This is a genomic window from Pedobacter gandavensis, from assembly GCF_032678745.1.
Classification (GTDB): domain Bacteria; phylum Bacteroidota; class Bacteroidia; order Sphingobacteriales; family Sphingobacteriaceae; genus Pedobacter; species Pedobacter gandavensis_C.
Window position 1 is genome coordinate 253279 of the sequence record NZ_JAVTST010000004.1, and the last position, 22709, is coordinate 275987.

General features: G+C 38.4%; 12 protein-coding genes and 1 other RNA gene. 7 read left to right on the top strand and 6 right to left on the bottom strand.

All coding sequences use genetic code 11. From position 1 onward, the window contains the following. Positions 1 to 2: 2 nt before the first annotated feature. Positions 3 to 369, top strand: a transfer-messenger RNA (tmRNA) gene (gene ssrA, locus R2S10_RS15335). 174 nt (positions 370 to 543) lie between these two features. Here ssrA and R2S10_RS15340 read toward each other — a convergent pair. Next, positions 544 to 720, bottom strand: a complete 177-nt coding sequence (locus tag R2S10_RS15340; protein WP_316841297.1) for a hypothetical protein — start codon at positions 718 to 720, stop codon at positions 544 to 546. 286 nt (positions 721 to 1006) lie between these two features. On the opposite strand from R2S10_RS15340, the gene R2S10_RS15345 reads away from it, so the two are divergent. From R2S10_RS15345 to R2S10_RS15370, 6 genes are all read left to right on the top strand, one after another. Further along, entirely contained in the window at positions 1007 to 1138 is a 132-nt protein-coding gene (locus R2S10_RS15345; RefSeq protein ID WP_316841298.1) for a hypothetical protein, read from the top strand. A 5-nt stretch (positions 1139 to 1143) separates the two neighbouring features. Then, a complete protein-coding gene (locus R2S10_RS15350) occupies positions 1144 to 1890 on the top strand; it encodes a hypothetical protein (protein ID WP_316841299.1) in 747 nt (248 codons plus the stop codon). 157 nt (positions 1891 to 2047) lie between these two features. Beyond that, complete coding sequence (locus R2S10_RS15355) at positions 2048 to 2719, top strand: hypothetical protein (RefSeq protein ID WP_316841300.1); 672 nt, start codon at positions 2048 to 2050, stop codon at positions 2717 to 2719. Positions 2720 to 3089: 370 nt separating this feature from the next. Then, positions 3090 to 3542 (top strand): DUF4375 domain-containing protein, encoded by a 453-nt coding sequence (locus tag R2S10_RS15360; RefSeq protein WP_316841301.1) that lies wholly within the window; start codon positions 3090 to 3092, stop codon positions 3540 to 3542. Between the two features lie 312 nt (positions 3543 to 3854). Then, positions 3855 to 4046: a hypothetical protein gene (locus tag R2S10_RS15365; protein WP_316841302.1), complete on the top strand. Its 192-nt coding sequence runs from the start codon at positions 3855 to 3857 to the stop codon at positions 4044 to 4046. Positions 4047 to 4397: 351 nt separating this feature from the next. After that, positions 4398 to 8126, top strand: a complete 3729-nt coding sequence (locus R2S10_RS15370) for a tetratricopeptide repeat protein (protein ID WP_316841303.1) — start codon at positions 4398 to 4400, stop codon at positions 8124 to 8126. Between the two features lie 187 nt (positions 8127 to 8313). On the opposite strand, the gene R2S10_RS15375 is transcribed toward R2S10_RS15370, so the two are convergent. The 5 genes from R2S10_RS15375 to R2S10_RS15395 all read right to left on the bottom strand — a co-directional run bounded on the left by R2S10_RS15375 (position 8314) and on the right by R2S10_RS15395 (position 22706). Then, entirely contained in the window at positions 8314 to 9528 is a 1215-nt protein-coding gene (locus R2S10_RS15375; protein ID WP_316841304.1) for a hypothetical protein, read from the bottom strand. Position 9529: 1 nt separating this feature from the next. Further along, on the bottom strand, positions 9530 to 10543 hold the full coding sequence (gene pilV, locus R2S10_RS15380) for a shufflon system plasmid conjugative transfer pilus tip adhesin PilV (protein ID WP_316841305.1): 1014 nt from the start codon (positions 10541 to 10543) through the stop codon (positions 9530 to 9532). Between the two features lie 47 nt (positions 10544 to 10590). Beyond that, the gene (locus R2S10_RS15385; protein ID WP_316841306.1) at positions 10591 to 15525 is read right to left on the bottom strand and encodes a hypothetical protein; all 4935 of its coding nucleotides are present in this window, start codon (positions 15523 to 15525) and stop codon (positions 10591 to 10593) included. 57 nt (positions 15526 to 15582) lie between these two features. Continuing rightward, positions 15583 to 21894, bottom strand: coding sequence for a hypothetical protein (locus R2S10_RS15390; RefSeq protein ID WP_316841307.1), 6312 nt, complete (start codon positions 21892 to 21894; stop codon positions 15583 to 15585). Between the two features lie 170 nt (positions 21895 to 22064). Next, entirely contained in the window at positions 22065 to 22706 is a 642-nt protein-coding gene (locus R2S10_RS15395; RefSeq protein WP_316841308.1) for a hypothetical protein, read from the bottom strand. Positions 22707 to 22709: the final 3 nt, after the last annotated feature.

A 22709-nucleotide genomic window follows, 5' to 3' on the forward strand; every position in this document is an offset into this window, starting at 1 on the left:
ATGGGGCCGTTTTGGATTTGACAGGGTGGCGCTACGTATGTTAGCATGCAGTGCGTTGTACGGCGAGCACTTAAAAGAGAACGTTCACACTATAATTGGCGAAAATAACTACGCCTTAGCTGCCTAATTTAGAATTACGCTAGCTTTTGTCCCTCTGACTGCTGCATTGTTAGGTTAGAATATGGGGCATCGAAATAACAATGCTGGCTGCTAATAGGTACGGATTAGCGGCGAGATAAAGTACCTAAGGAAAAAGACAAGGTAGGTTTCCGGCCCGTCTGCTCCCGACAATAAATTGGAAAACAAGCATGTAGAAGGCATAACTTATCACACAACTGGACAAGGGTTCGAACCCCTTCGGCTCCACAGTTAAAACCTCTATTTTATTGATCTACTAGTTAGCTCTTTAAAATAGAGGTTTGTTTTTTATTAGCCTATTTTTAAATACATGATAATCAAATAGATAAGAGTTTGACTCCCCTCCCGCTTTCTTGCCTCCGCTTTCAATCTTGAATACAATTAACTGATTATCAAGCCAGTGCATTATTCATGTGGTTCATCATTTGAATAAAACTCTCTGAGTGTTGTATCGAGGATAATTTTTGCAATTAAATTCAGTAACGCTTCTGTTTTCTTTTTTTCAGAATCGCTGACTACCTTGCCTATTTGAAGATCAATATCAATAGTTGACTTAGTTCTTTTTGCTTTTCTCTTTTTCATAATCCTATTTTTATTTAGAAGTTATTGAAAAAGGAAAAGCATCATTTCGTCAGTAATTAAATGATCTTGGTTAGAAAACACCACTCTAGAAATTGATTACAAATAATCTTCCAACTATTCCAAGATTTATGTTCAAGAAACCCCTAGTGCTATTCAAAAGACATATATTCGTATTAAATCGGTTCAGATAACTGCACCCCCTTTTGAATTCTCCAATATGATTTTTAATATCTACTATATACCGAAAGTCTACGAAATAAAGATGATGCTAAATAACATGGTGTCAATGCAACAAGAAATAGAAAATAATAAGCAGATCGAAGGTGAAGCCTATTTGAAAACAAAACTTGGATTCAATATCATGGATATTTTAAAATTGGGTGATGTGGAGGCTGGTGGAAATATAAAGGGCACATAAGAAAAATGAAAAGAAGAAAAAAAATATTCCTTTTTCTAGTTAGCGTTATAATATTTTATGGCTGTAATCCGTCATGGGATGTTACCCTATATTCACAAAAAATTAGAGGAAGTAATAAAATAATATATCAATATGATGCTTCTGGTGGTAGGGATTCGCATCAATCTGGTTTTGCAATTCTGGACTCTGCAGAAGAATTTAACATGTCTAAAATTACCTCTTTACCCGGCTCCTATTTTGCAGAAGCACCTAGAAAAGATTATATAAAATTAATCCAAGTCAACAGTGGTGAAAATCCTACTAACGCGAAAGATACTATTCTAAATCCATCAAAACATTATTTCAAAGATATCAAAGGGATAAAATTTGAGATTACAGAATATAATGACACCTATGGAAGTAGTCCAATGAATACGGGACTGATGGAATATGAATTCGAAACGATAAAAGAAACAAATGATAGCTTAATATTTGAAAATGTAACTCATAAGTCAGGGATTGAATTGCCATCCAAAGTTTCTTTCCCAAAAGGTAATATAACAATATTAGAGGACACAACTGGGAGAATTCATCGGATAATTATAGAAAAATTCATAAGAATGAAAGGAGAAATCTACAAACCCACCAAACCTTTGGAAATAGTTCCAGATCAAGCAATAATTGGATTTGCAACTTTCTATTTCATTCCTAAAAAATTATTGAACTCAAGCGCATTTACAAACGAAGGCATTTTTAAGCAAGTAAGAAAATAACTGCCACTAACAGCGGTTTTACAAAATTTGGTGGAGATTTCTGCTAAACCGCTCAGATTTTCCAGTAACTTTATACAAGCCACCAAACTTAGTAAAGCCCCGATGGAGTTAGGTGCAATGCAGGGCGCATATCAGATCAATGCAGTATTAAAAATTTATGACAACCGACAAGAAATTAATATTGACATTTGGGATTATCTCATTTCTACTTTTGATTACTTTGCTATTCAAATTAACAGGAGTTCCTGGGGGTATGATTTTATCTGGACTCTTTTTGGGAGGGATGATGATCGTTGGAATTATTTTAGGCTGCTTAATTCTATCAGGACTTTTGAGGTTGATTATTAAAAGAACGTCATTTCTAACCATCTTATTTATCACCACTAGTATATCTTTTTTAGCGTTCCACTATCAATTGTATTCTCCAACATTAAAAATTAAAGTTCCAAATGGATATAAAGGTGAGGTTAATTTAGTGCTTTCAAACGTAGACGATAACATCCTAATTGTTGACAGTAATGGAACCGGGTACTTAAACGAATGGACTTTTAACAAAGCATATTCCAGACCGATAGTTGAGCAAATGGACGGAAAAAATCTTGATGAATATTTAATCGGATTCAGTCCATCAACTTTTTTCGGAAAAGGCAAGAGCTGTTGTGTTGCCAAGCGTGAAATTCAAAGCCTATCATTTAAAATCGGCACACAGCCTCATTTGAAAGATGAATATTTTCAAAGCAAAAGTTTGACCGAAATTGTAGATAAGAACCTTGCGATTTTTACGAAATTAGACCAATATTCAACAGTTAGTGAAACATCAACTAAGTAACTGGGTAGTAACTTATAACATTGTTGCGAACTGCACCTAACAGCGGCGCTTCTTTGATGAAAAATGATTATTACTTAAGGTAATCTGTGAATTTTAATTATTCAAATATAGGAAGCTAGAGATGATTGCATCTCAAAATTGCTCACGATTAAATCTTTTTCACCAAGTGTTTTTTCTATTTAGTGCTCTGACAAGGATTAAAGTCCTACAAGTGTACTTCATCCTAATAACATAAATTATCGCTGAAAAGTACTTTTATCAATTCTCTTTTTTGTAACGCAATCGGCTATAACCTGTACGAAATCATCCATATTAATCACCTTTTCTTATATTTAAGGATATGCGACATTTTCTATCCAACCCCAATAGCATGAAATATAATTTAATAGCCTTAAATTTCACATTCACAATATTCTCAAGTTGCAATTCCCATACGGTTCAAGAAGAACGTAAAGTTGACACATATGACAGTATCAAAAAGCAAGTAACAGAACCGGGATATGAGAAAACAACACCAGTGGCAAATATTAATGAATTAGAAATGGAGGTAAACAATGGCGGATTTAGCCAATATTTCATCAATTCATCTGGAAGAAATTGCTTCGAAACATTACTACTTTTAAACAAAAAGGGGAAACATAAAACTGCTGAATTGCTGGAGGAGGCTATTACCTTGATCAATCCAAGAAAACTAAACGAAGATGAATTTCTTGAGAAGTTACGTAAAAACCAAGTTGATGAACTCTATAATGACGAAATAAGTGAGAGGCTAAATGTTTTAGACGAAAAGTTCTACAAATATCCTGATGGAGGCATACAATAATGTCGCATATCAACGGTTTGACAAAGTTTACGGGGAACTCTTCTTTGACTATTCATGTTTCTAATATCGTTATTCAACCTCCAAACCTTGCCAAGTCACCAAACGTTATAGGTAAACCATAAATATCCAATTGACATCACCTAATTATTTACTAATACAATGAAAAACTTCAAATCCGTAATTAACGGGCACTTAGATATAATAGTTCATCAAAAAGAGGATGAGTTCGAGAATGTTAAGGAATGTTGGAATGAGGTCCTAATTCATGGTGATCCAGAAGGATTAAGGTCCCTAGCGAGTCTTCTGTTAAAATTGGCAGATCTCGATCAGGAGAGTATTACTGGTCTTCCAATTGGAGCCAGATCACATGAGCATTTGCGACCAAAATTTGAATTGTCAAATAGTTCGGAAACAGTTATTGTAGGCCGCCTGGATGCCAAAGGCACTGGTGCTTTTTATGATAGTTATAGTTCAAAAGTACCCGAGATAAATCGTAATCTCTAGTGTTCGACAATTGACCTGAGAAAACACTCAAAATCCCTAATTTTAGTTAATTTTAGCCCTAGTTTTGCAAAAACTTCAAAATATTGGATTCATTAAAATTCAAGAAAATGGGAACCAACAAAAATTAAAAAACACGCTAACTGCTTAATACCCCATTAACCATCTAATTTAAGGCTTTCAAAGTATGTTAAAATCGGCAACAACTGTTTGATTGAATGCCCCTTCGGCTCCACCCAGAGGGGAATCATTCATGATTCCCCTTTTTTCATTTACACCTTAATTTAATTCCTATGAATAACGTACTTTTATCACACAATTGAAGATAATACCATTAAATACAACCACAAACTAATGAAAATTAAATCTCTTTTAATCCTCTCACTATTCTTTTCCCTAAAATTAAATGCGCAAGTCAGCGTTAACAATGCCTGGAGTAAGTTCTTACAAAACGACCGCCAAGCCGCTCGTAACCTATTCTTACAACTCGCTAAAAACCAAAAGACTCTTGATGATGCAAACATAGGTCTATGCCTTATTTCAGAAATGGACAGACCAGACCATGAGGCATTTGCCTATCTAAATAAATTATATACCACCTCAAAAAAGCCCGAACCTTATCTGTTCGCCTTATGGGGAAGCTCAGCAAATTACCTGGGCTACAGAAAATCACCAGAGCAGATGGCATTCTACAGCAGTCTATCACAAAGGAAGGATATTGACGGAACTTTATCGGCAATGGCCTTATCTCTTGCTGGGAAGCACCACCAGGAAAACAAGAATTATGAAATGGCCAACAAAGCTTATGGTCAGATTGGCGAGCTTGAAAATTGGTTAATCACCGGGGAGTATGAAAATATTTCTACAAGTGGATTTGATAAGGCATACGATGTGATTGAACATCCAGAACTGAATGCGACATTTTCCGGAAAACGAAACCGTCAGTTTGGCTGGAGAACTGTCCCGGTTACCCGACTTGATAAATGGTTTGATTTCTCCTATTACAACAGCTATAAAAACGCTATCCAGTTTGCACAAACTTTTGTAAAAAGTCCTGCAAATGTAACTGCAGAATTGAGAACCGGAGTTTCAGGTTCTATTAAGGTTTGGGTAAACGACCAACTTATACTATCTGAAGCGGAAGAAAGAAATAACGACCTTGATTCCTATATCAATTCTATTAAATTAAATGAAGGATATAACAGAATTCTCGTTCAGGTAGGAGAAAGTTATGCCGACAGATCTAATTTTATGATCCGCATCACTGATGAAAAAGGAAAACCTCTAACCAACATTACCACAACCTCTACAGTCCAACCTTATATTAAAGAAAGCTCCTATGTTTCTAAGAAAATAAAATCTACAGCCTTCAACTATCTTGAAACAGAATTAAAAAAACAACCGAACAACTATTTAAATCAGTTGATGCTGGCGAGGCTTTACCTTAGACAAGGTGATGTATATGAATGCCGTATTTTACTGGAAAAACTAAAGCAAAGTTTTCCTCAGAGTACCTACCTGAACATGATGTTTATTGATTTATTTTCAAGAGCAGGGAACAGAACAGGGATTGAAATGATCCAGGAGGAAATCAAGGCAAGTGACCCGGAGAGTTCATATGCGCTTGAACTTATCTACAACGATTACCTTAACCAAAAAGATTACAATAACGCAACAGTCACCATCGCAAAACTTGAAAAAATATATGGCGAAAATGAAAACATTTATTTGAAAAAAATGGCTGTTACTGCAAAGCTCAAAAATCAGCAGGAAGTGATTGCATTAGGGGAGAAATCATACCTCAGATTTCCAAACTCTGCAGATATTGTAGGTGTAAAGTATGCGGTTGAAAAGGAAATCAAAAAGAATCCCAATGCAATTGCAATTTTAGAGAAATATATTGCTGAAAATGATGACTATTCTTCTGCTAAATACTTAGCACAGCTTTACCTTGACAAGGGTGAAACTGAAAAAGGTTTGTCTATCTACAAAAATGAAATAAAAAATGACCCTATATCATTCGGAGTTTATTCAGATCTGGCAAACCAGTATTACAAGCTCCAGCAATATGATGAGGCAGAAAAGGTGTTCTTGCAGGCACTCCAAATTGACCCTAATCATGCCGAAACTTATGCTTCCCTTGGTCAGCTTTACGACGCCAGTAAACAAAAAGCAAAAAGTATTGAAGCTTACAATAAAACACTTCAAATTTCCCCTAATAATTATGATGCGATACAATCGTTAAGAAGATTACAAGAGAAAAAAGCTGTTTTTGATTATTTTGTTCAACCAGATATTAAAGCCATCATCAGTGCTGCTCCAAAAGCATCCGAATACCCTGATGACCAAACACTTGTTTTAACCAGGGAAATACAAAAAGTAGTCTATGAGAATGGGGGATCTGAAGAAAAACATTTCGATCTTACAAAGGTACTTACGCAAAAAGGACTAGAATCCTTTACTGAATACTCTATTCCTTATAATGCTGATCAAAACTATAACATTGAGGTTGCTGAAGTCATTAAAGCAAATGGGACTAAAGTACCGGCCGAACAAAATGAAAATCACCTCGTGTTTACCAACCTTGAGGTAGGTGATGTGGTTAACCTTAGATACACCATCGAAAATTACGCTGCAGGACAAATGGCTTCACATTTCTCAGATTCCTTTTATTTCAGCTATGGTTTGTCTTATATCAATAAAAAATACTCTTTATTGATACATCAGAATAAGCCATTCAAGTACATATTTTCAAAAAGCCCTATTGCTCCGGTGATCAGCAAAAAGGACGAATTTGATCTATATGTATGGCAGCAGGAGAACCAAAAGGCTTTGCTTTATGAAGACAAAATGCCTCCTTCAGATGATGTGACTAATAAGTTGTATATCTCCTCCATTCCCAACTGGCAGTTTGTTGCAGACTGGTATAACAATATCGCAACAGCCAAAGCTCGTAGCAGCTACGAAGTAAAATCCGTTGTAAAGGACCTGTTTGCTCATCAAAAGAATGCAGATCAGCTTACAAAAGTTAAAATGATCTACAACTTTATTACACAAAATATAGCGTATAGTTCCATACCATTCAGACAAAATGGAGTAATCCCACAAAACCCAGCTACTGTGATCAATACCCGTATTGGGGATTGTAAAGACGTCTCCACCCTTTTTGTTGCCATGTGTAAAGAAGCAGGGATAGACGCAACTCTAGCTCTGGTTAATACCCGTGATAACGGCCAAAGCTCATTACCACTCCCTAGTATAGATTTTAACCATTGTATCGCAAAAACAATCATAGATAATCAGGAATACTGGGTAGAACTTACCTCAGGATCTCTACCATTTAACACGTTCAACACTGGTTTTATCAATTCTAATGTACTTGACATTACTAAAGCATCCAATGAGCTGATCAAATTTAATCCGGCAGTAAGAGGCCGAAATACATTGACCTATCAAACGGCAGTAAAAATCGAAAATAACGATATGGTCATCACCGAAACGAATCAAAATACAGGATCGGCAGTCAGTTATTTACGTTCAGTATTTACCGACCTTAGTAACAAAGACCAGTTAAAGAAGATGAAGGAGCAGGTGAGTGAAATTTACCCGGAGAATGAAGTTTACACACTCAATTTCACAAATCTTGATGCCGGTAAAGCATCATCAGACACCTTGGGTACCGCTTCTTCCTATAAACTAATCAATGTAAATAAACCTGTAGCAGGGATGTTGATCTTTTCCATTCCATGGTCTAACAGAGTTTCTGCAGCTGATTTGCAAATTCTACCAGAAAGGAAATTCGGTATTGACCTTACGAAACTATTTTCGATGGACGAATCTAAACAGCAATTAACTTTAGAGTTGCCTGCGGACAAAAGCCTGGTACAGGTACCTAAAAGCATCCATATTTCAAATGATTTTGTAGACTTTAGCATGGAAAGCACACAGGTTGGCAACAAGATTTCCCTAAAGCGAACTTTTGTATTAAAGAATGATTTCGTGCCTTTAGACAAAGTCCAGGCCTTTAATGTTTTTTATAAGCAAATAGCCGATGCAGATGAACAGCAGCTGGCCATGAAATAAAAGGTTTAATGGAATGTTAATTCCTAACGATTAGCCAATAGCATAAAGCCCTTCAGATCTCTGAAGGGCTTTATTATGCTAATAGACTGACAGTATAACTCCCTCTGGAATTGTCACTTCATTTAAAGTATTTAGCCCCGCATTATTCATTACGATGTAAGGGAGCGTTACTTGTTGTTGTCATATACTATATTTCGTTTATAGGGAATGGGAACTCGTATTTCTCCCCCCTAAATCCGTCGGTCACCTTTAAAATTGATCCATAATTTGGTTCAGTAGGAAGTCCTCCACCGGTATTTTTTCTGATTGCCAGACCATAAAATCCATCTTCTGCAAGATTTGTGAAAATTGGATAAGAAACGTTCGTATAGTCTTTATACCATTTGGTATCACTAGGATTTTGATAAATAAATGCTGAAACAGCACCTAAAGCGTAAGAAAGGTTAACTTCCGCAGCAACTCTATTAGAATTATACAACTCATAACCAAACTCTTGCGGCAAAACCCCAGTCGTTGAACAATTGCCAAGCATAATTACTTTACCCTGATCGCCTTCAACTTTGCACCAAAATTCCTTGTTGCTATAAAAACCGGCAGGTGCAACTCCACCTCGGTTAGCATCGGTATAAATGATCGTTGTACCGTTTGCTAAAATATTTCTAGTGGCTATCCAATAGGTGTCCATATTGTTTGAATCATTAGCCAGGACGCAGGAGTTTTGAGCTCTATCTCCATCGTATGTGAGTTGAATTGGTTTATCAGTCAATTTAACCACTGTTGATTCTGTTCTGAATTCTCCTTCTTCATTTACTGTTATACCCCTGAATTCAACAGTTGTCCCTCCATTTAGGCCTAGGTTATCTGTAAAGTAAACCGTATTGGATATTTCATTCCTTACTTCCTTTTCTGGGATATAGCCCTGATTAACCAATTGCCAGGGACCATATCCAGATCCCTCGTTTTTTCGGTATTCTAGTCCATAGGATGATGTGTTCACATAATAAGCTGACTTGTAGCTGTATTTAGCAAAAAAAACATCAAACTGAACCTTATAATCAAGCACATCGGATGTAAAAGCCAATGTATTAAGCCCAGCATCATTCATTACGATATAAGGCTGATTTATATCACTAGGTACTAACTGCTGTTTGAACTGCCTTTTTGTGGCATGCATCCGATAATTCAGAGATCCAGGGATATCTTTCACCATACCTAAAAAAGCTTTATTTCCCTGTTGATCATCAATTACCAAAAGTTCATCGATATAAAATTTCTCTTTAATTTTATCGCCATATTCGGAAAGGAATAAGGCCGGATAGCTATCCAATTTCACCTCCCCTTCAATACGAATAGGGAGGCTGGCGGTGCCACCGAATAAATATGCGTTATTTGCTGCGCTCATGTTAATTGTCTTGTACGTAAATTGACCATTGTTTGCCCGATGTAGATGGAATGAACAGCTTGCTGCTCGCTTTAATTGTTGGGGATTCAATTACAGACTCACAAAGAAAACCTTTACCATTAGATACCCGCACCCAAGTAGTGTCTTTCATATAAATACCCCCGGAATAATCCTGATTAAACCATCCACTATCGCCTTTTGATCGGAACCCGTTTGAGGAGTAAAATTCCCTACCAGTTATACTTACATCTGAAATAATCTCACCGGCATAATAACCGCTACCATTAACAGCGAGTCCGTATCCCATTTCCACTTTAAAACCCATGTGAACATGACCTTCTCCAGATATGAAAAACGGAGTAGTTCCATTTGAATTAAAAATAGAAAAGCCATCATGACCCTGCCCCCATACGCCAGCTACCATTCTAAAAACTGAACCGCTAGGATTATTAAAATTTTTCAACTCATAATAACCATTACTAGGATCAGTTGCCTGTAATTTAATTGACTGAGTAAATTCGCCTTGATTTCCTCTGGTCAGTAAGCTACTTAATGTTTCACCACCTGGATTAATATTCAGCCAGGAATTAAAATGGCTCAGTACTCCTAGCTTTCCCTTACCATCACTTCCATCAACTACAATAGGCGCAAACATAATATTGGCTAAGTCATTAAGTCTGGCACTTCTACCTCCCCAATTAATTGCATTGGTCGCTTCTGCTGCTACCCCAGTAATATCTATCGGCCATGTTCCTTTTGCATTTGATCCATTTACGTTCGCTTTACCTGGCACGGTCGGAGCATCAGCAGTACCGGATAAGTCTCCCGACAATTTAATTCGTCCTTTTATAGAACTAGTTGCATCCGGGTTGCCTTCCTCTATGCGGTCACGAAGTCGCTTAATCAACTCCCTCAATTTAACTCCTTGAGTTTTATTTAATGCCGGGTTATAAGCACCGGCTGATTTAATGGTTTGATCAATATACTGATCATCGATAAATGTATTTTCTGACATGTGTTATTTTATTTAATAAATGATTTATGATATTCAGTTTGTTAATTTTAAACAGTAAGTTCATTATCGGTCAGGTTAAACAATCCTGAAGAATTCTGCAGCTGCATTTTAAACCTATGGTACACTCGATTTCCGTCCTCATCTTCAAAGACTAATGGAGCAGCTAAAGTGTATTCGGCAAGCCCTTCAGACTCCGGATGGGAAACAGTGTAGATTCTCTCCCAGTTCCCACGACTGTTCTGCTTAAAGAGGTAATAAGTACCCTGGTTCGTAGTTGGCATCCAGGTTAACTTATTTTCTGCTACCTGATAAACCAGCTGAGGTGCCTCTGGAGTTTTGGTATCAATCAATCTGGCTGTCAGTAATTCTGAAGGATTTGAAAACACTTCTTCCGGCATTTCCATTTCATTAATAATTGTTCTGACCCCAACAAACCTGTAGTAAACTGTTTGTCCTGATGGCGCTTTAGTCAGCTCAGAAAAATCATCCGTAATTTCAAATCCAGCTATATTCGTTTCTTCAACATCAATATCAAAGTAGCGCTCCATTCTATGAATGCTGCCTGTTTTAGCCTGATCTGTTGTACAGTAAACTCTAACTTTAGAAACCTGATCTTCTGGAGAGAAAGCTGCAATTTGAAAAGTCACCGCAATTCCATGATCATTTGAAGCGTAAGGTTTTACTTCAAACTGATTGACCAATGGCGCTGCTGAACCAACAACATTCAATACGGTTACAGGTCCTGTAAACAAACTTAATGGGCCAGGTATCAGTTGGTTGTTCAGTTCCGCTGCTGCATAGAAATAAAGATTTCGGGAAGAAGCATTCAGGTGGTAATCGCTAAATCTGATATAGGTTGTATTTTGTTCTGCCGGTTTCCCATATTTCCTTACCATTGGAAATGGATTAAAATCAGGACTTGAATCTGACAGCAAATGACCGTCAAGATCTCTGATTACTGGCAAAGTATTTTCTGTTTGCAGTCCCTGTTTCAAAAAACTAAAAATTGGTGGCTGCTCTGTAAGAGGCATTAATGTACCCTGGATGGCTGCGCGGAATTTTTCCAGCTTCAGCGTGTTAGAATCTGCTTCATTTGTCAGCCCTTCTTTATTCGGAACAGGAAAACCATAAGCCTGAGGTGTTGCCTCATAACTGTGAAATTCAAGATTCTTCAAGGGATCAAAAATCAGATTAACCATTTCATAAGCCCTCTTGTTATAATGAGGATCTTCTTCCAAGGCAGCTAGATCTTTCAGGATCTGACTCACTGTTTCCGGCTCATAAAATGCATAAAGAACTTCTTCCATAGCAGTCCTGTAAAACATAAAACCAAATGGCTTTCTCAGCAGTCCCTTGTGACTTGCGGCTAGCTTCAAGTCAAAGGTAAAAGCAGCTTTACCAGTAGCATCCGGCCTTACCTTGAGGCCAACAGCCATAGGGGCTTCGGGCTGCACAGGCTCTTCTATTCGGCGTGATAGCAATACTACCGGTACCGATACCTTGGATACAAAATCATTACCAGATAGTGTATCTGCGCATTGTAAAGCAAACAGAGATTTTCTTTCATTCTGTTCATCATCAGGCAGAATATTTGATCCATTAAAGCTATGGGGAGCCTGCTCAGGGAAAATATAAGCCCTATAACCTGGGTGATAATTGATATTAACCTGCTCATCCTCGTTTCTGGAATGCATAATTGGTGCCTCCTGATAGCTGGTATCACGTACATATAAGATCAGCGGATGGGTTTGCTCTACAAAAGCCACTTCCAATACTTTCATTTCCAGTCCTTCTTTTACCTGAGGGATTCTAATGTGCCCTTTATACCATTCCACATGCGTGGTATTTAAGGTATCCGGTGCATTTTTCTGAGGATTTTGCGGATCAAATGGAAGGTTTGTCTGAGGATGTGCCGGCAATGACTCCTCACAACTAATCATGTAGTATCCAGGTAAATCATCCGGGCTCCCGCCCTCGCTAAACAGAGGAACCACTTTTGCGGCGCAATGCAGTCCCCCGATCCAGTATTTACATACATTTCCTTCGGAATCTACTGAACTTTCAATATTTGGTTGTCCTGGATTGGCAAAACTGACCAACGAAATATCTTCAATCACAGGCTCCCAGTTATCCTGATTACTCAGGTTCTCCACCATAGAAAATCTACTGTTCAATTCAGGTGAAGTATAATTCTTTTGTGAAGCATACGTTCCCGGATCTTCCTCATCATTAACCAAATCTAAATCATAAGCCTTTTCGATGGTAATAATAGGACCCAATGCCGCATATTCTACCTGAACAACCCTAAACTGACCAGCTGGGGTAGACAAAATACAGTCTTTAAACCTGAACAAATCTTGACTGGCTACAAAGGGTTTTATTACAGTACCTTCAATCAATTTATAGCTCCCGCTGAACAACTGTAATAATGTCTCCGATCCTTTAACTGGTCGTATCGATTTAATCATCCCAATTACCTCCATTGGTAAGCCTTGTTTAAAATGCGCTTTGATTTTATCCGGTCTTACAACAGTTGATAATTCTTCAACCGAGGTCTCCTCCAGAAAAGAAACATCAACAATGTCTATCCAATTGAAAGTGGTTCTTGTAAAATTAATATCCTGATCAGGAAAAGTATTGCTTTGATCTTTTAACCAGCTTTGTTCAACTGCAGTAGTAAACAGTAGTTGACTTTCCTTTTGGATATATTGAACCGTCACATCAGTAGGCGGCACCAGGGAATTTCTAACAGGAATTTTCGTAACATCTGTAGCTACTTCATCACTGACCACAGAAGCTCTGGAAAACCAATTGACCCCATATATTGCGTAAAAATGTACGCCTGATTTTCTTTCAAAGTGGATGTACAAACTTGTAGGATCATCCGGAACAGCCACTGTTTCAAGAACCCCTTTTGATGGAAACTCATCGTCAAAACTATAGAATGAGGTACCGATTGCTTTTTCATGGGTAATTTCCGGCTTGATATACGATTGCTGATTTTCTGCACGGTACTCTATACCATACTGGACAGGTTTTGGATTTTCAAAAATATTCTCATTTTCAATAGAAGAAAGATCAGCAAAGAAATCATGGGCTGGAATTTCATCACTAAAAGGCATCCTTCCGATATTCACCGCCCTTACATTATCCAAACTTGTATATCCTTGCTGGTCAAAACTATTGTCCAGCTCAGTATCCACTACAGGGAGACCATAATTAACCTCTCTCATGATAGGTTTTTCAGGCAAACGACCATCAGACTTCTTTACTGGTAAGCTGGTATACGTATAATCCATCATTTCAGTACTGTTCAAGCCTTTGCGATTTGTGTATTCCAGACGATAGATGAACTGGTCATTCAATCCCGCATTAGAAGGCGTGTCAATATGCCCCAGACCCAACATTCTGGCCATATGATAATCCATTCCCTGCAGATTTAAGATATCCAGATAGCTGACAGAAAGCTCGGGCATATCTACACCAGTTTGATCATCCTTTAAGTTATCTACGGCTCTTGGATCAAGCTCACTTAATTGCAGGTAACGCATTACCGCATCTCTGATCCCTGGTTCATTAGGAACTGAAGAATCCCATTTGGCCTTGTAATTGGCAATTCTTACTCTTGAGCCGTTGTTGTAATGTGGCCATTTGTTATCGATGGGATAAGCAGCACTTTCCAAACGGTTCATCACTTCGGCATCATTAAGGGAAAGAGAAAAGCCATTACCTACAGGAGTCCAGTCTGTGGAAGACCTGGTAGTCAGAAAATCATGATAAGTTTCAAAAGAGAAAGTTTTAAATACACCAGTTGCTGATTTTCTAAATCCTAAAGTCCTGATGTTCTCGCCCATGATTTCTACCTGATCAGTAGCACTATGCTGTAGAACGACCGTCTTTCTTACGTTTACCGGTTCTGAGGCTTCTCTAGTGCTGGAAGATTGGCAGGCTGCTTCCATTTTAAGGTTAGCCACAACTGAACTTGAAGCATTTTGAAAACCTAAGGCTACTTTAAATGCAGTTTTGTTCAAGATTTCCAACTTAATTACCCCAGTGTAACTATTCAGGAACTGAAAATAACTCATCGTTGGACTCATGATCTGGGCCAGGCGATTATATTTAATCTTGTCTGCAAAGCTCAACTTCAGCCTGTTACTAATGCGTTGCCCATTAATCATTTTATTGATGACATAAGTCCACACTCTTTTACTGTTGTTGACCACTGGTTTATCCAGCTCAAAATCGACATCCATGATTGCAGGATTAACATACAGGGTACGAGAGACCTGAGCAAAATCATCCGGTTTATTAAAACCAATGGTAGAGCCATTGGTATTGTTATAGGTACCTTTTGGCATGTGATTGGTACCCAACTCTCCACTTAAGCTCCAACGAAGGTGTAAGCCTTCAGCAACACCATCTGTACCATCAGAACCAGAGACCTGAAGGTAAACTCCAGGAGAGTTATTTTTAAAACGTTCATCCGGATCAGCACAAGGATTTAGTCCCATTCGGAATAGATAATCTTTGATCTCTTCCAGGGCTTCTAATACCGGAATAAGCGCTTCATCAATCGCTGTTTTTCCTTCTTCAGAAATTTCAGTGCTTCTGCTACAAAAAGCTTGCAGAATATTCAATACGGTCCTGAATTCCGAACTATAACCATCATTGGTATCGTCCTTATATCCTACCCAAAAATCCAGGTTGGAAAAATCTGCTGCATCAAAGTCGCTCGGATGCAGTATGGCATTTGCCCCGCTACCGGTATTTTCTAAAACTTCTGTTACCCCGTCAATGAGTCCTAGGACATTGATGACTCGGAGATATAACTTACGCAGGATGTCATTTTTAAAAAGGCCTAGCAACCTTGATGCTTCCGCATCAAGGTTGCCATTGTCTTCTAAGGCTTGTATTGAGAATAAACATGCTGATAATTCATTGTAATCAGCACAAAAGGCATAAGACCTGTTTCTTGTCGGCATTGAGAAATATTTTATAGGTTAAATCAATAATTGAGTTCCGTTTAAAAGCGGAAAGGATTAAACAGTTGCTGTAATGGCAATCACAGGACTGGTGTAATCTTCCTGAACAGTTTGATAATCATTACCGTTGAAGATTTTATATTTGAACTTCAGCTCCATATCAGCAGCAGGAAGCTCCATCGCTGCATTGGTAATGAACACAGCTGAGGTATCTCTGGAGTGGATGTAGATAAACTGATCTGCAGCTGAGACGACCTGACCTGCTGAATACAGCACCATTTTCACTGTATCTGACAATTCTGCCAGAGGAAGCTTAGGATCATTGAAAGGTTCAGGGTTTCTGATTAAAATTCCAAGGATCTTTCTATCCGCTGGGTTCTCAGGATTAACATTAATCACTGGCTGAATCACAGTATGCGAAATCACATCTGGATTTTTTAGTCTTAGACCACCATAAATTAATCTATCAAACTTTACAGCATAATTCAACACTGCTGCAGGATCATTTTCTGAATCCCCATCAATCAGATTTTTCAAGGAATTATTGATTTCCTCTGTACTAAAGCTTACTGATTCCGGATAAATGGCATACACAGGTTTTTCTTCACTACTATCAAGGATAAAACTTGACACTTGTGCTGCAAAACTGTCGAAAGCGGAGGTTCTGAAGCTAAATTTGTGTACTTCTTCTTTTTGCTCCGTTTGCCCTTCAGGCTGATAAACTGCATTAAACAGTGCAGTATAGAGTCGTTTTGGCTCAAGGTCAGGAAGCTGATATGCCCCTTGTTTGGTTCTCTTTTTAATGCTTATTGGATTGGCATTACAAGAGTCCGACAGCGCAGAGAGGTTCATCAGGAATAAAATCTGCTGGTCTGGTGGTAGCGAACGGAAATTATCCAGGGTGATTTCCTTATCTGGTAATTGTTCCCAAATTAACTCCGGATTTATCGTTTCACCAAATGGGTCGACTAACTGAAGCTCTAACTTGCTTTTTACCGCTGGTAATCCTTTATAACCATCCCAATTGGCATACATTGCATGAATATATGGTTTGGTAAACAGTAAGCTGATTTTTGGATCATGGCAGAAAACGGGTTTACTTAGGTCATATCGACTTAATGCATCAGGAAATGATCTATCATAATCAATATAATGTTTAAGGTTAGCCAATTTAAATTCAGCTGCACGATCTTTGGCTTCCAGCTCCTTATAGGCCTTACTTTTCTGTTGGAAATGGCCAATAGGTCCGGCAGTTTTAAATCCAAAAACATGTGTTTTAACAGGTCCTGAGCTTGAATTACCTTTAGTTACCTTATCTCTCGTTTTAACCGCAATTGCAAATGTAGTATCAGGTCGCCATACTGGTTGAACGGTTTTACTCATTCCGTCTCCAAGCACTTTAATTTCATTTATAAAGCCTTCTTTTGTCACTTCATTTTCTTCCTGTCTACGTTGTAAACTTTCCGAAAGGTAGGTGATCTGATTCAGCATGGTTGATCCCAGAGCAGACTCATAGGGTTTAAACACGTTATCTGAAACTAAACTTGCCTTTAAAACCTGGTCAATATACAGGTCCAATTGTCTTGTTTCACGATCAAAAGATATCAATATATTCTTATACTGTTTTTCTGTAAGCAATCCCGTAGCGCAATCCAAGGTATATTTATCTACACCTTCCACTATGCTTTGGCTATATCCATCATAAACTGTCAAGACGACTTTGAATTGTGGAATGGTAAATTGGTCATACCCTGTCCCTGCTATACCAGGAGTTTCCTGAATTAAGTGAATGGCAAAACCTTTTTTCTCTCCTGTTGTGAAATCTTCGTTAACCTTATGCATTAAAGTGGATGCTCCGGCATTGAAAGGATTAAAAACGGCCAGGAGTTCAAATGCAAAACTTTCATTCTCCACTTTCAGGTCAGGGCCATATGGTACATAAAAAGCGTCAGTCCTGGAGGTGAAGGAGTAGATCGAGTTCATCATTTCTACCTGATTTTCATCCTTCTGATAAAAACCAGAAACCATGTCTGGACTTCCCATGATCATTCCAGGATTTCTTCCCAGTTGATCATTGTTGTTATTCATTTTCCAATAGCCAACATCAGAGGGCATCTGATGGTAGGTTTTATTCAGGACCTCTTCCGCATTCAAGCTTTTATTAAATAACCTGGCAAATAAGATGGACTTATCTAAGTCCTGCTGATCATAATCCTGACCGGCATCATAATATCCTCCCAGAATAAGATCCCCCTCAAAGTCCAGCATTTCATTTTTGAAGAACTTCAGAACTACTTTATTGATAGGATTGGCCAGATCGTTATAGATAAAACTACTATTCTGATCTCCATAGGAAAGCTGGTCTTCTTTTCGTTTAACATCTTTCCCAAATAGTTTTCCAAAGAAACCGGGTTTATTGACCCTGCTGAAATAGTCGATCCGACAATTATTTTCATTTGGTCCGAAGTCCAGTTTCAAATAAGTAACAGGTTTTGAAAGGCGGATGGTCATATACCCAGTTGATGCTTCCAATGCCAGGCTATTTCCTGCATAAATGCTGTTATAATTTACCCTGGCTTTAACACCATCGAGTACGAATGTTTCTCCTTTAAAAGAGAAATCATCATTTTCTTCATAAACCGTATCCAGAGGTTCTTCCTTCCAGTTGATGACCATTTCTTTAGTAATGGTTTCAAAGCAGAATAAATCTTTTCTCTTAAAATTCAGTCCGTCGAGATCAGTTCCAGTATTCGTTACCTGATTGGCATAACTAAACATGTTCTGAGACATCAGACGGATTTTATTGTACTTATTTGGCTCTGTAAACTGCCAGAATCCATCCTTAAGTGTAGTCAGATCAATGGCATTCGCACCAGTATTCTCCGAGGTGATTGCTGTTACGGCCTCATAAATATGATAGGGTTGCCATGAACCTATACCTGAAGGATTCCATGCATAAATATCAAGCCCTGTCAGTTCATATTCATGAAGAATCTGATTGCCCAATCCTTTTTGAGGAGGCATTAGCTCCGAGTAACCTTCAGGTAACTGATTAGATGCTCCTCCCAATTTAGAAAGGCCTGGTTTAACCGGTTTCAATAATTCAATATCTATGAAACTGTCCATTGGAATCGTAAAATTAATCTCCGAATCCTGATCGTTAAAATTGTATTTCCAACGCCCATCACCAGGTTTAGGAATTGAGCTCAGCTCAGTACTGATTTCCTGATTGATATAGTTAAGCGGGAAAGTCTCATTGGATAAAATATTGGTAGCTACTGCCGGTAGATAACCTTTTGCAGGGTCCGGCAATTGCAGCACTTCAACTGGCTGTAACAGTGGCCCGTCATTATTATTTATGTACCAGCTGACTTCAAATCTGAACTTAATATTCTTAATTGGCCATGGAAGTTTCACCTTAAGTTCCAGCGAGCCTGAAATATTAAATGGATGAGGAGCTTCCACAGCAAGACCAATCTGTACGGCCAAGCCTAATTTGATAAAAAAGATTTTCAGATAGGCATAACCTCCGAACTGAATATATGCACCGATCTGTACAGGTTTAAGACTGATTGATCCGCCCATATCCAGATAGGCACCAATACCGACTGCCACCGGACCGAATTTCTTATTAAAATCAAACCTTGCACCGGCTCCAGCTTTAAATCCACGCGAAGAGATCATCAGGTAGGCATAACCATTGAATAAGCTTAAGATCTTTGCCCTTACCCTTGCGTTTTCCGGTTGGTCTTTACCAACATTAAGGTACCATCCTGATGAGTTATTGAAAAAGAAGGCCATGTCCAGGTTTCCGCTTAATGAGAATAAATCCCCATCAAATGATCCGCCTTCCGGAAGTCTGTAATTGACACCAAGATTCCCTCTAAATGAGTTCCCATCAATGGCAATAAAGGCACTAAAAGGAGGATCAACATCGTCTTTCAATCCTATTCTGGACCTTAAAATTCCCGCTTGCCCCTGGATTAAAAACACATCCGGTAAACCCAGTAACAAAAATAGCTTACTTGAGAATACTTTCCCAGAGTCAAAAGCAGTGGCAATAGAAACACCCGCTCCTACAGAAAACCCATCCTTATCAGCAAACTTATCCAGCTCAATACCTTCACGTTTGGTAATGGTACTCTTGGCTTTATAATAATCCCACCAGGAACCTGTCTCCGGAATCGGAGGTGTTGTTGCAGATTTTGAAGGCAAGTAATGTTGTCCGATCAGGCCTCTAAAGCCATAGATCCCTAAGCCTGTGGCACCTAAAGGAATTGGGGTAGATAATTCCATACCAATATCCACCACAAATGCTGGAATACTCGGATTCATTCTCATTCCCGCACTTCCTGCCATTTTTAATTTCGGCATGGAGAAGGATACGGAGCCAGTATATTCTGAACCGGCATTTGAACCGGATATTGCCGGATCAGGATTGTTCATACTCAGATAACCATTCAGCAGGAATGCCGCATTGTCTTTGCTTGCATTACCAGGTACAGTAAGGTCAATCCCAATTTTATCGATACTTGCAAAGCTGTCAAATGGCTTATCCTGATCGTTATCGTCAACTGTGAAATAGTATTTGATTCCATTTCCTGTGGCATTTACACCGGCTCTTCCTGTATTAATCATTCCATCGAAGCCGAAGAAACGATATTTACGTTCTATGCCATTGTGTTTTCTGGTGTAGGCACCAAGGGAGATGTTATTTACCTCCAGCTTAACCGGACCTACCGACAGGCGGAATGATTTAGGAACAGCCAGTCCACCGCCTTCAAATTCAATATCTCCATTACTCCAGATGCGGAGCTTCTGAATGTCAATTCCTTTAGGTAAAACTTTTCCTAAACCAGGTAGATCTGCAATAAAATCAAGCTTACCTGCTACTTCCACAAAAAATCCGCGGTCCTGCTTTCCTAAGCTCAGGCTTCTTACCTCCAATTCAAATACGTTCGGCAAGGTGATTTTCAAGGGCGATCCCGTAGAAAGCGCAGTAATATTGAAATCACCATTATCCAGAATCTGTGCCTGAATATCAATTACTGCAGGCGCAGCACCCTGTTTAAAACGACCGATGGTCAGTTTACCCTTGATATCACATTTGATAATCGAGTTTTGCTGAAAGTCAATCGCAAACCTATTCAATTCTACATCGAAATTGCCAAATTGCCTATGCAGCAAGCCATTTGACTCGAGTGCAATCTTACCGGAAACACCTCCAGTACCAATTAAGAGCTCATCTGCAATAATTTTCGCACTAAGTTTTTCCTTATTATCCGCTCCGAATTTATTAAATCCAATGACTGCATGTTTTACGTACAAGCCCATAAAATCCGCAGGATAACCCGCAGCATCTGCTTCTGGAATATTTGTTTTTCGGCTTAAGTCGAGCTTTGCATCTGTAAAACCAATCATCAGACCCGTGTTTCCAATCTGTGAATATTCAGGGACGAGAGATCCTGCCAATTCTAATTGTGAACCAATCCCGGCTTCAGTATCCGCATAGAATGTAGCCTTCGCAAATTTGAATAATGTTTTTGCATTGGGAATAGCTGTCCCATCAACGGTTACTGGTCTTAATACATTATTTGGAAATTCAATCCCTGCAGATAGTGTTAAGGTTGCTTTGATCTTAGGGATCAGCAGTTTCTTAATATAATTCTCGATACCTTCAGGTACTATGGATTCATAAAAACGGGCTAAATTGTCTTTAATTAAAGTAGTATCGGTATCCAAAATGTAAATGGCAAACATCACTTCAGAAATACTTTCTGGAATATTCGGATTTGCAGCAATTAGAGATGCTACTTGTTCCACAGTTACCTCTCCTTCCGGAGGTAAAGCTATGTTGGCATTGGGATATGCCTCATTTATGGCATCAATTACATTTTGAAATTTTAATCTTGTGCTTTCCTCATCTTCCACAAAGCGGTTAAGTACATGTGCAATCACTTGTTCTTCAGAAATTTTGAAGATTTTAAGACCTAGCTCAAAAAAGGCTTGTGGTGTAAAAGAAAAGCTATCCAGGTTGAATGACCTTAAAAAAGCGAGCACTTCCCATTGGTATTGCAGGGAGACAGGAAATGAAGAGATGCTGGAATCCCCATCTTCATCAGGGTTAAGAATCAGTCGCAAGCCAAAGGGTAAATCTATACCCAGGCTTTTTGATATGATGTCCAAACTATAAAACGCAGAGTCTCCCCTTGGGCTTTTGGAATATTGAAAGTTCTTATAATGGATGTGATCCAGGATAGAACCCAACCCATTTTCCGCAAAGTGCAAGAACTCTGGAAGATCATCCACCTTGATCACTTCTGATAAGGCAGGATAGTATCTTTTGGTTATGGCTGTTGTTACTGACATAGTCATTTATTTAAATTTTTGGGCAATAGAAGCCCTTTATTGTTATCGGGAGACAACAAGAGGGCATACTTATCTCTTGATAGGCAGGTTTGGAACATGCCATCGGAAATTTTAAAGAATAAGAGTTGTTATTTTGTTCCTATTAAAGGCGGTAACATTAGCGGCCTACCCTAAAAAACAGGAACAACAGTAGGACTGACATAATAGGCTGCCACTTGCGAAGAAATTCCAGTTAACTGCTTTAACGTTTCCTGATCCTCAGGAATATCAGCGAAATATATGGCGTCACGTCCATCATCATTCAGATGGTAATTATTATAAAAAATTTCTAATAATTTCCCGTTTGTATTTTCATCATAAGAACAACTGAATAAATGATAATCTGGATTAACAGCAGGATTATAAAAATACTTCCTTGTCTTTTCAAATTCAGGAATATTTGTGATCAAATCCTTCGTATAATCAAAAGCAATGATATTACCGTTAACGTCAAAAAGTTCATTGCGTTTAACATACAAGGCTCCGTTCTCATCGTAATCAAATCCCTTCTCCAGTACATAGCCTCCTATGATTGACTCCCTCCCTACAATAGAGATATACATTCCGGAAGAAAAGAATTCATCCATGATCTCGTGATGAACTTCATTGGCTTCTTTATAGTAAGTCATTAGCTGTAATTGCCCATTTTGAAAACGTTCCTTCTGTTTTATTTTTCCGTTGAGACTATATATTTTATAATAAGAGTCTAGCCTAGCTGCCTGATGTTCATATATAGTTTCATCAAACATATTTTTAAATTCAATATTCATCATTAA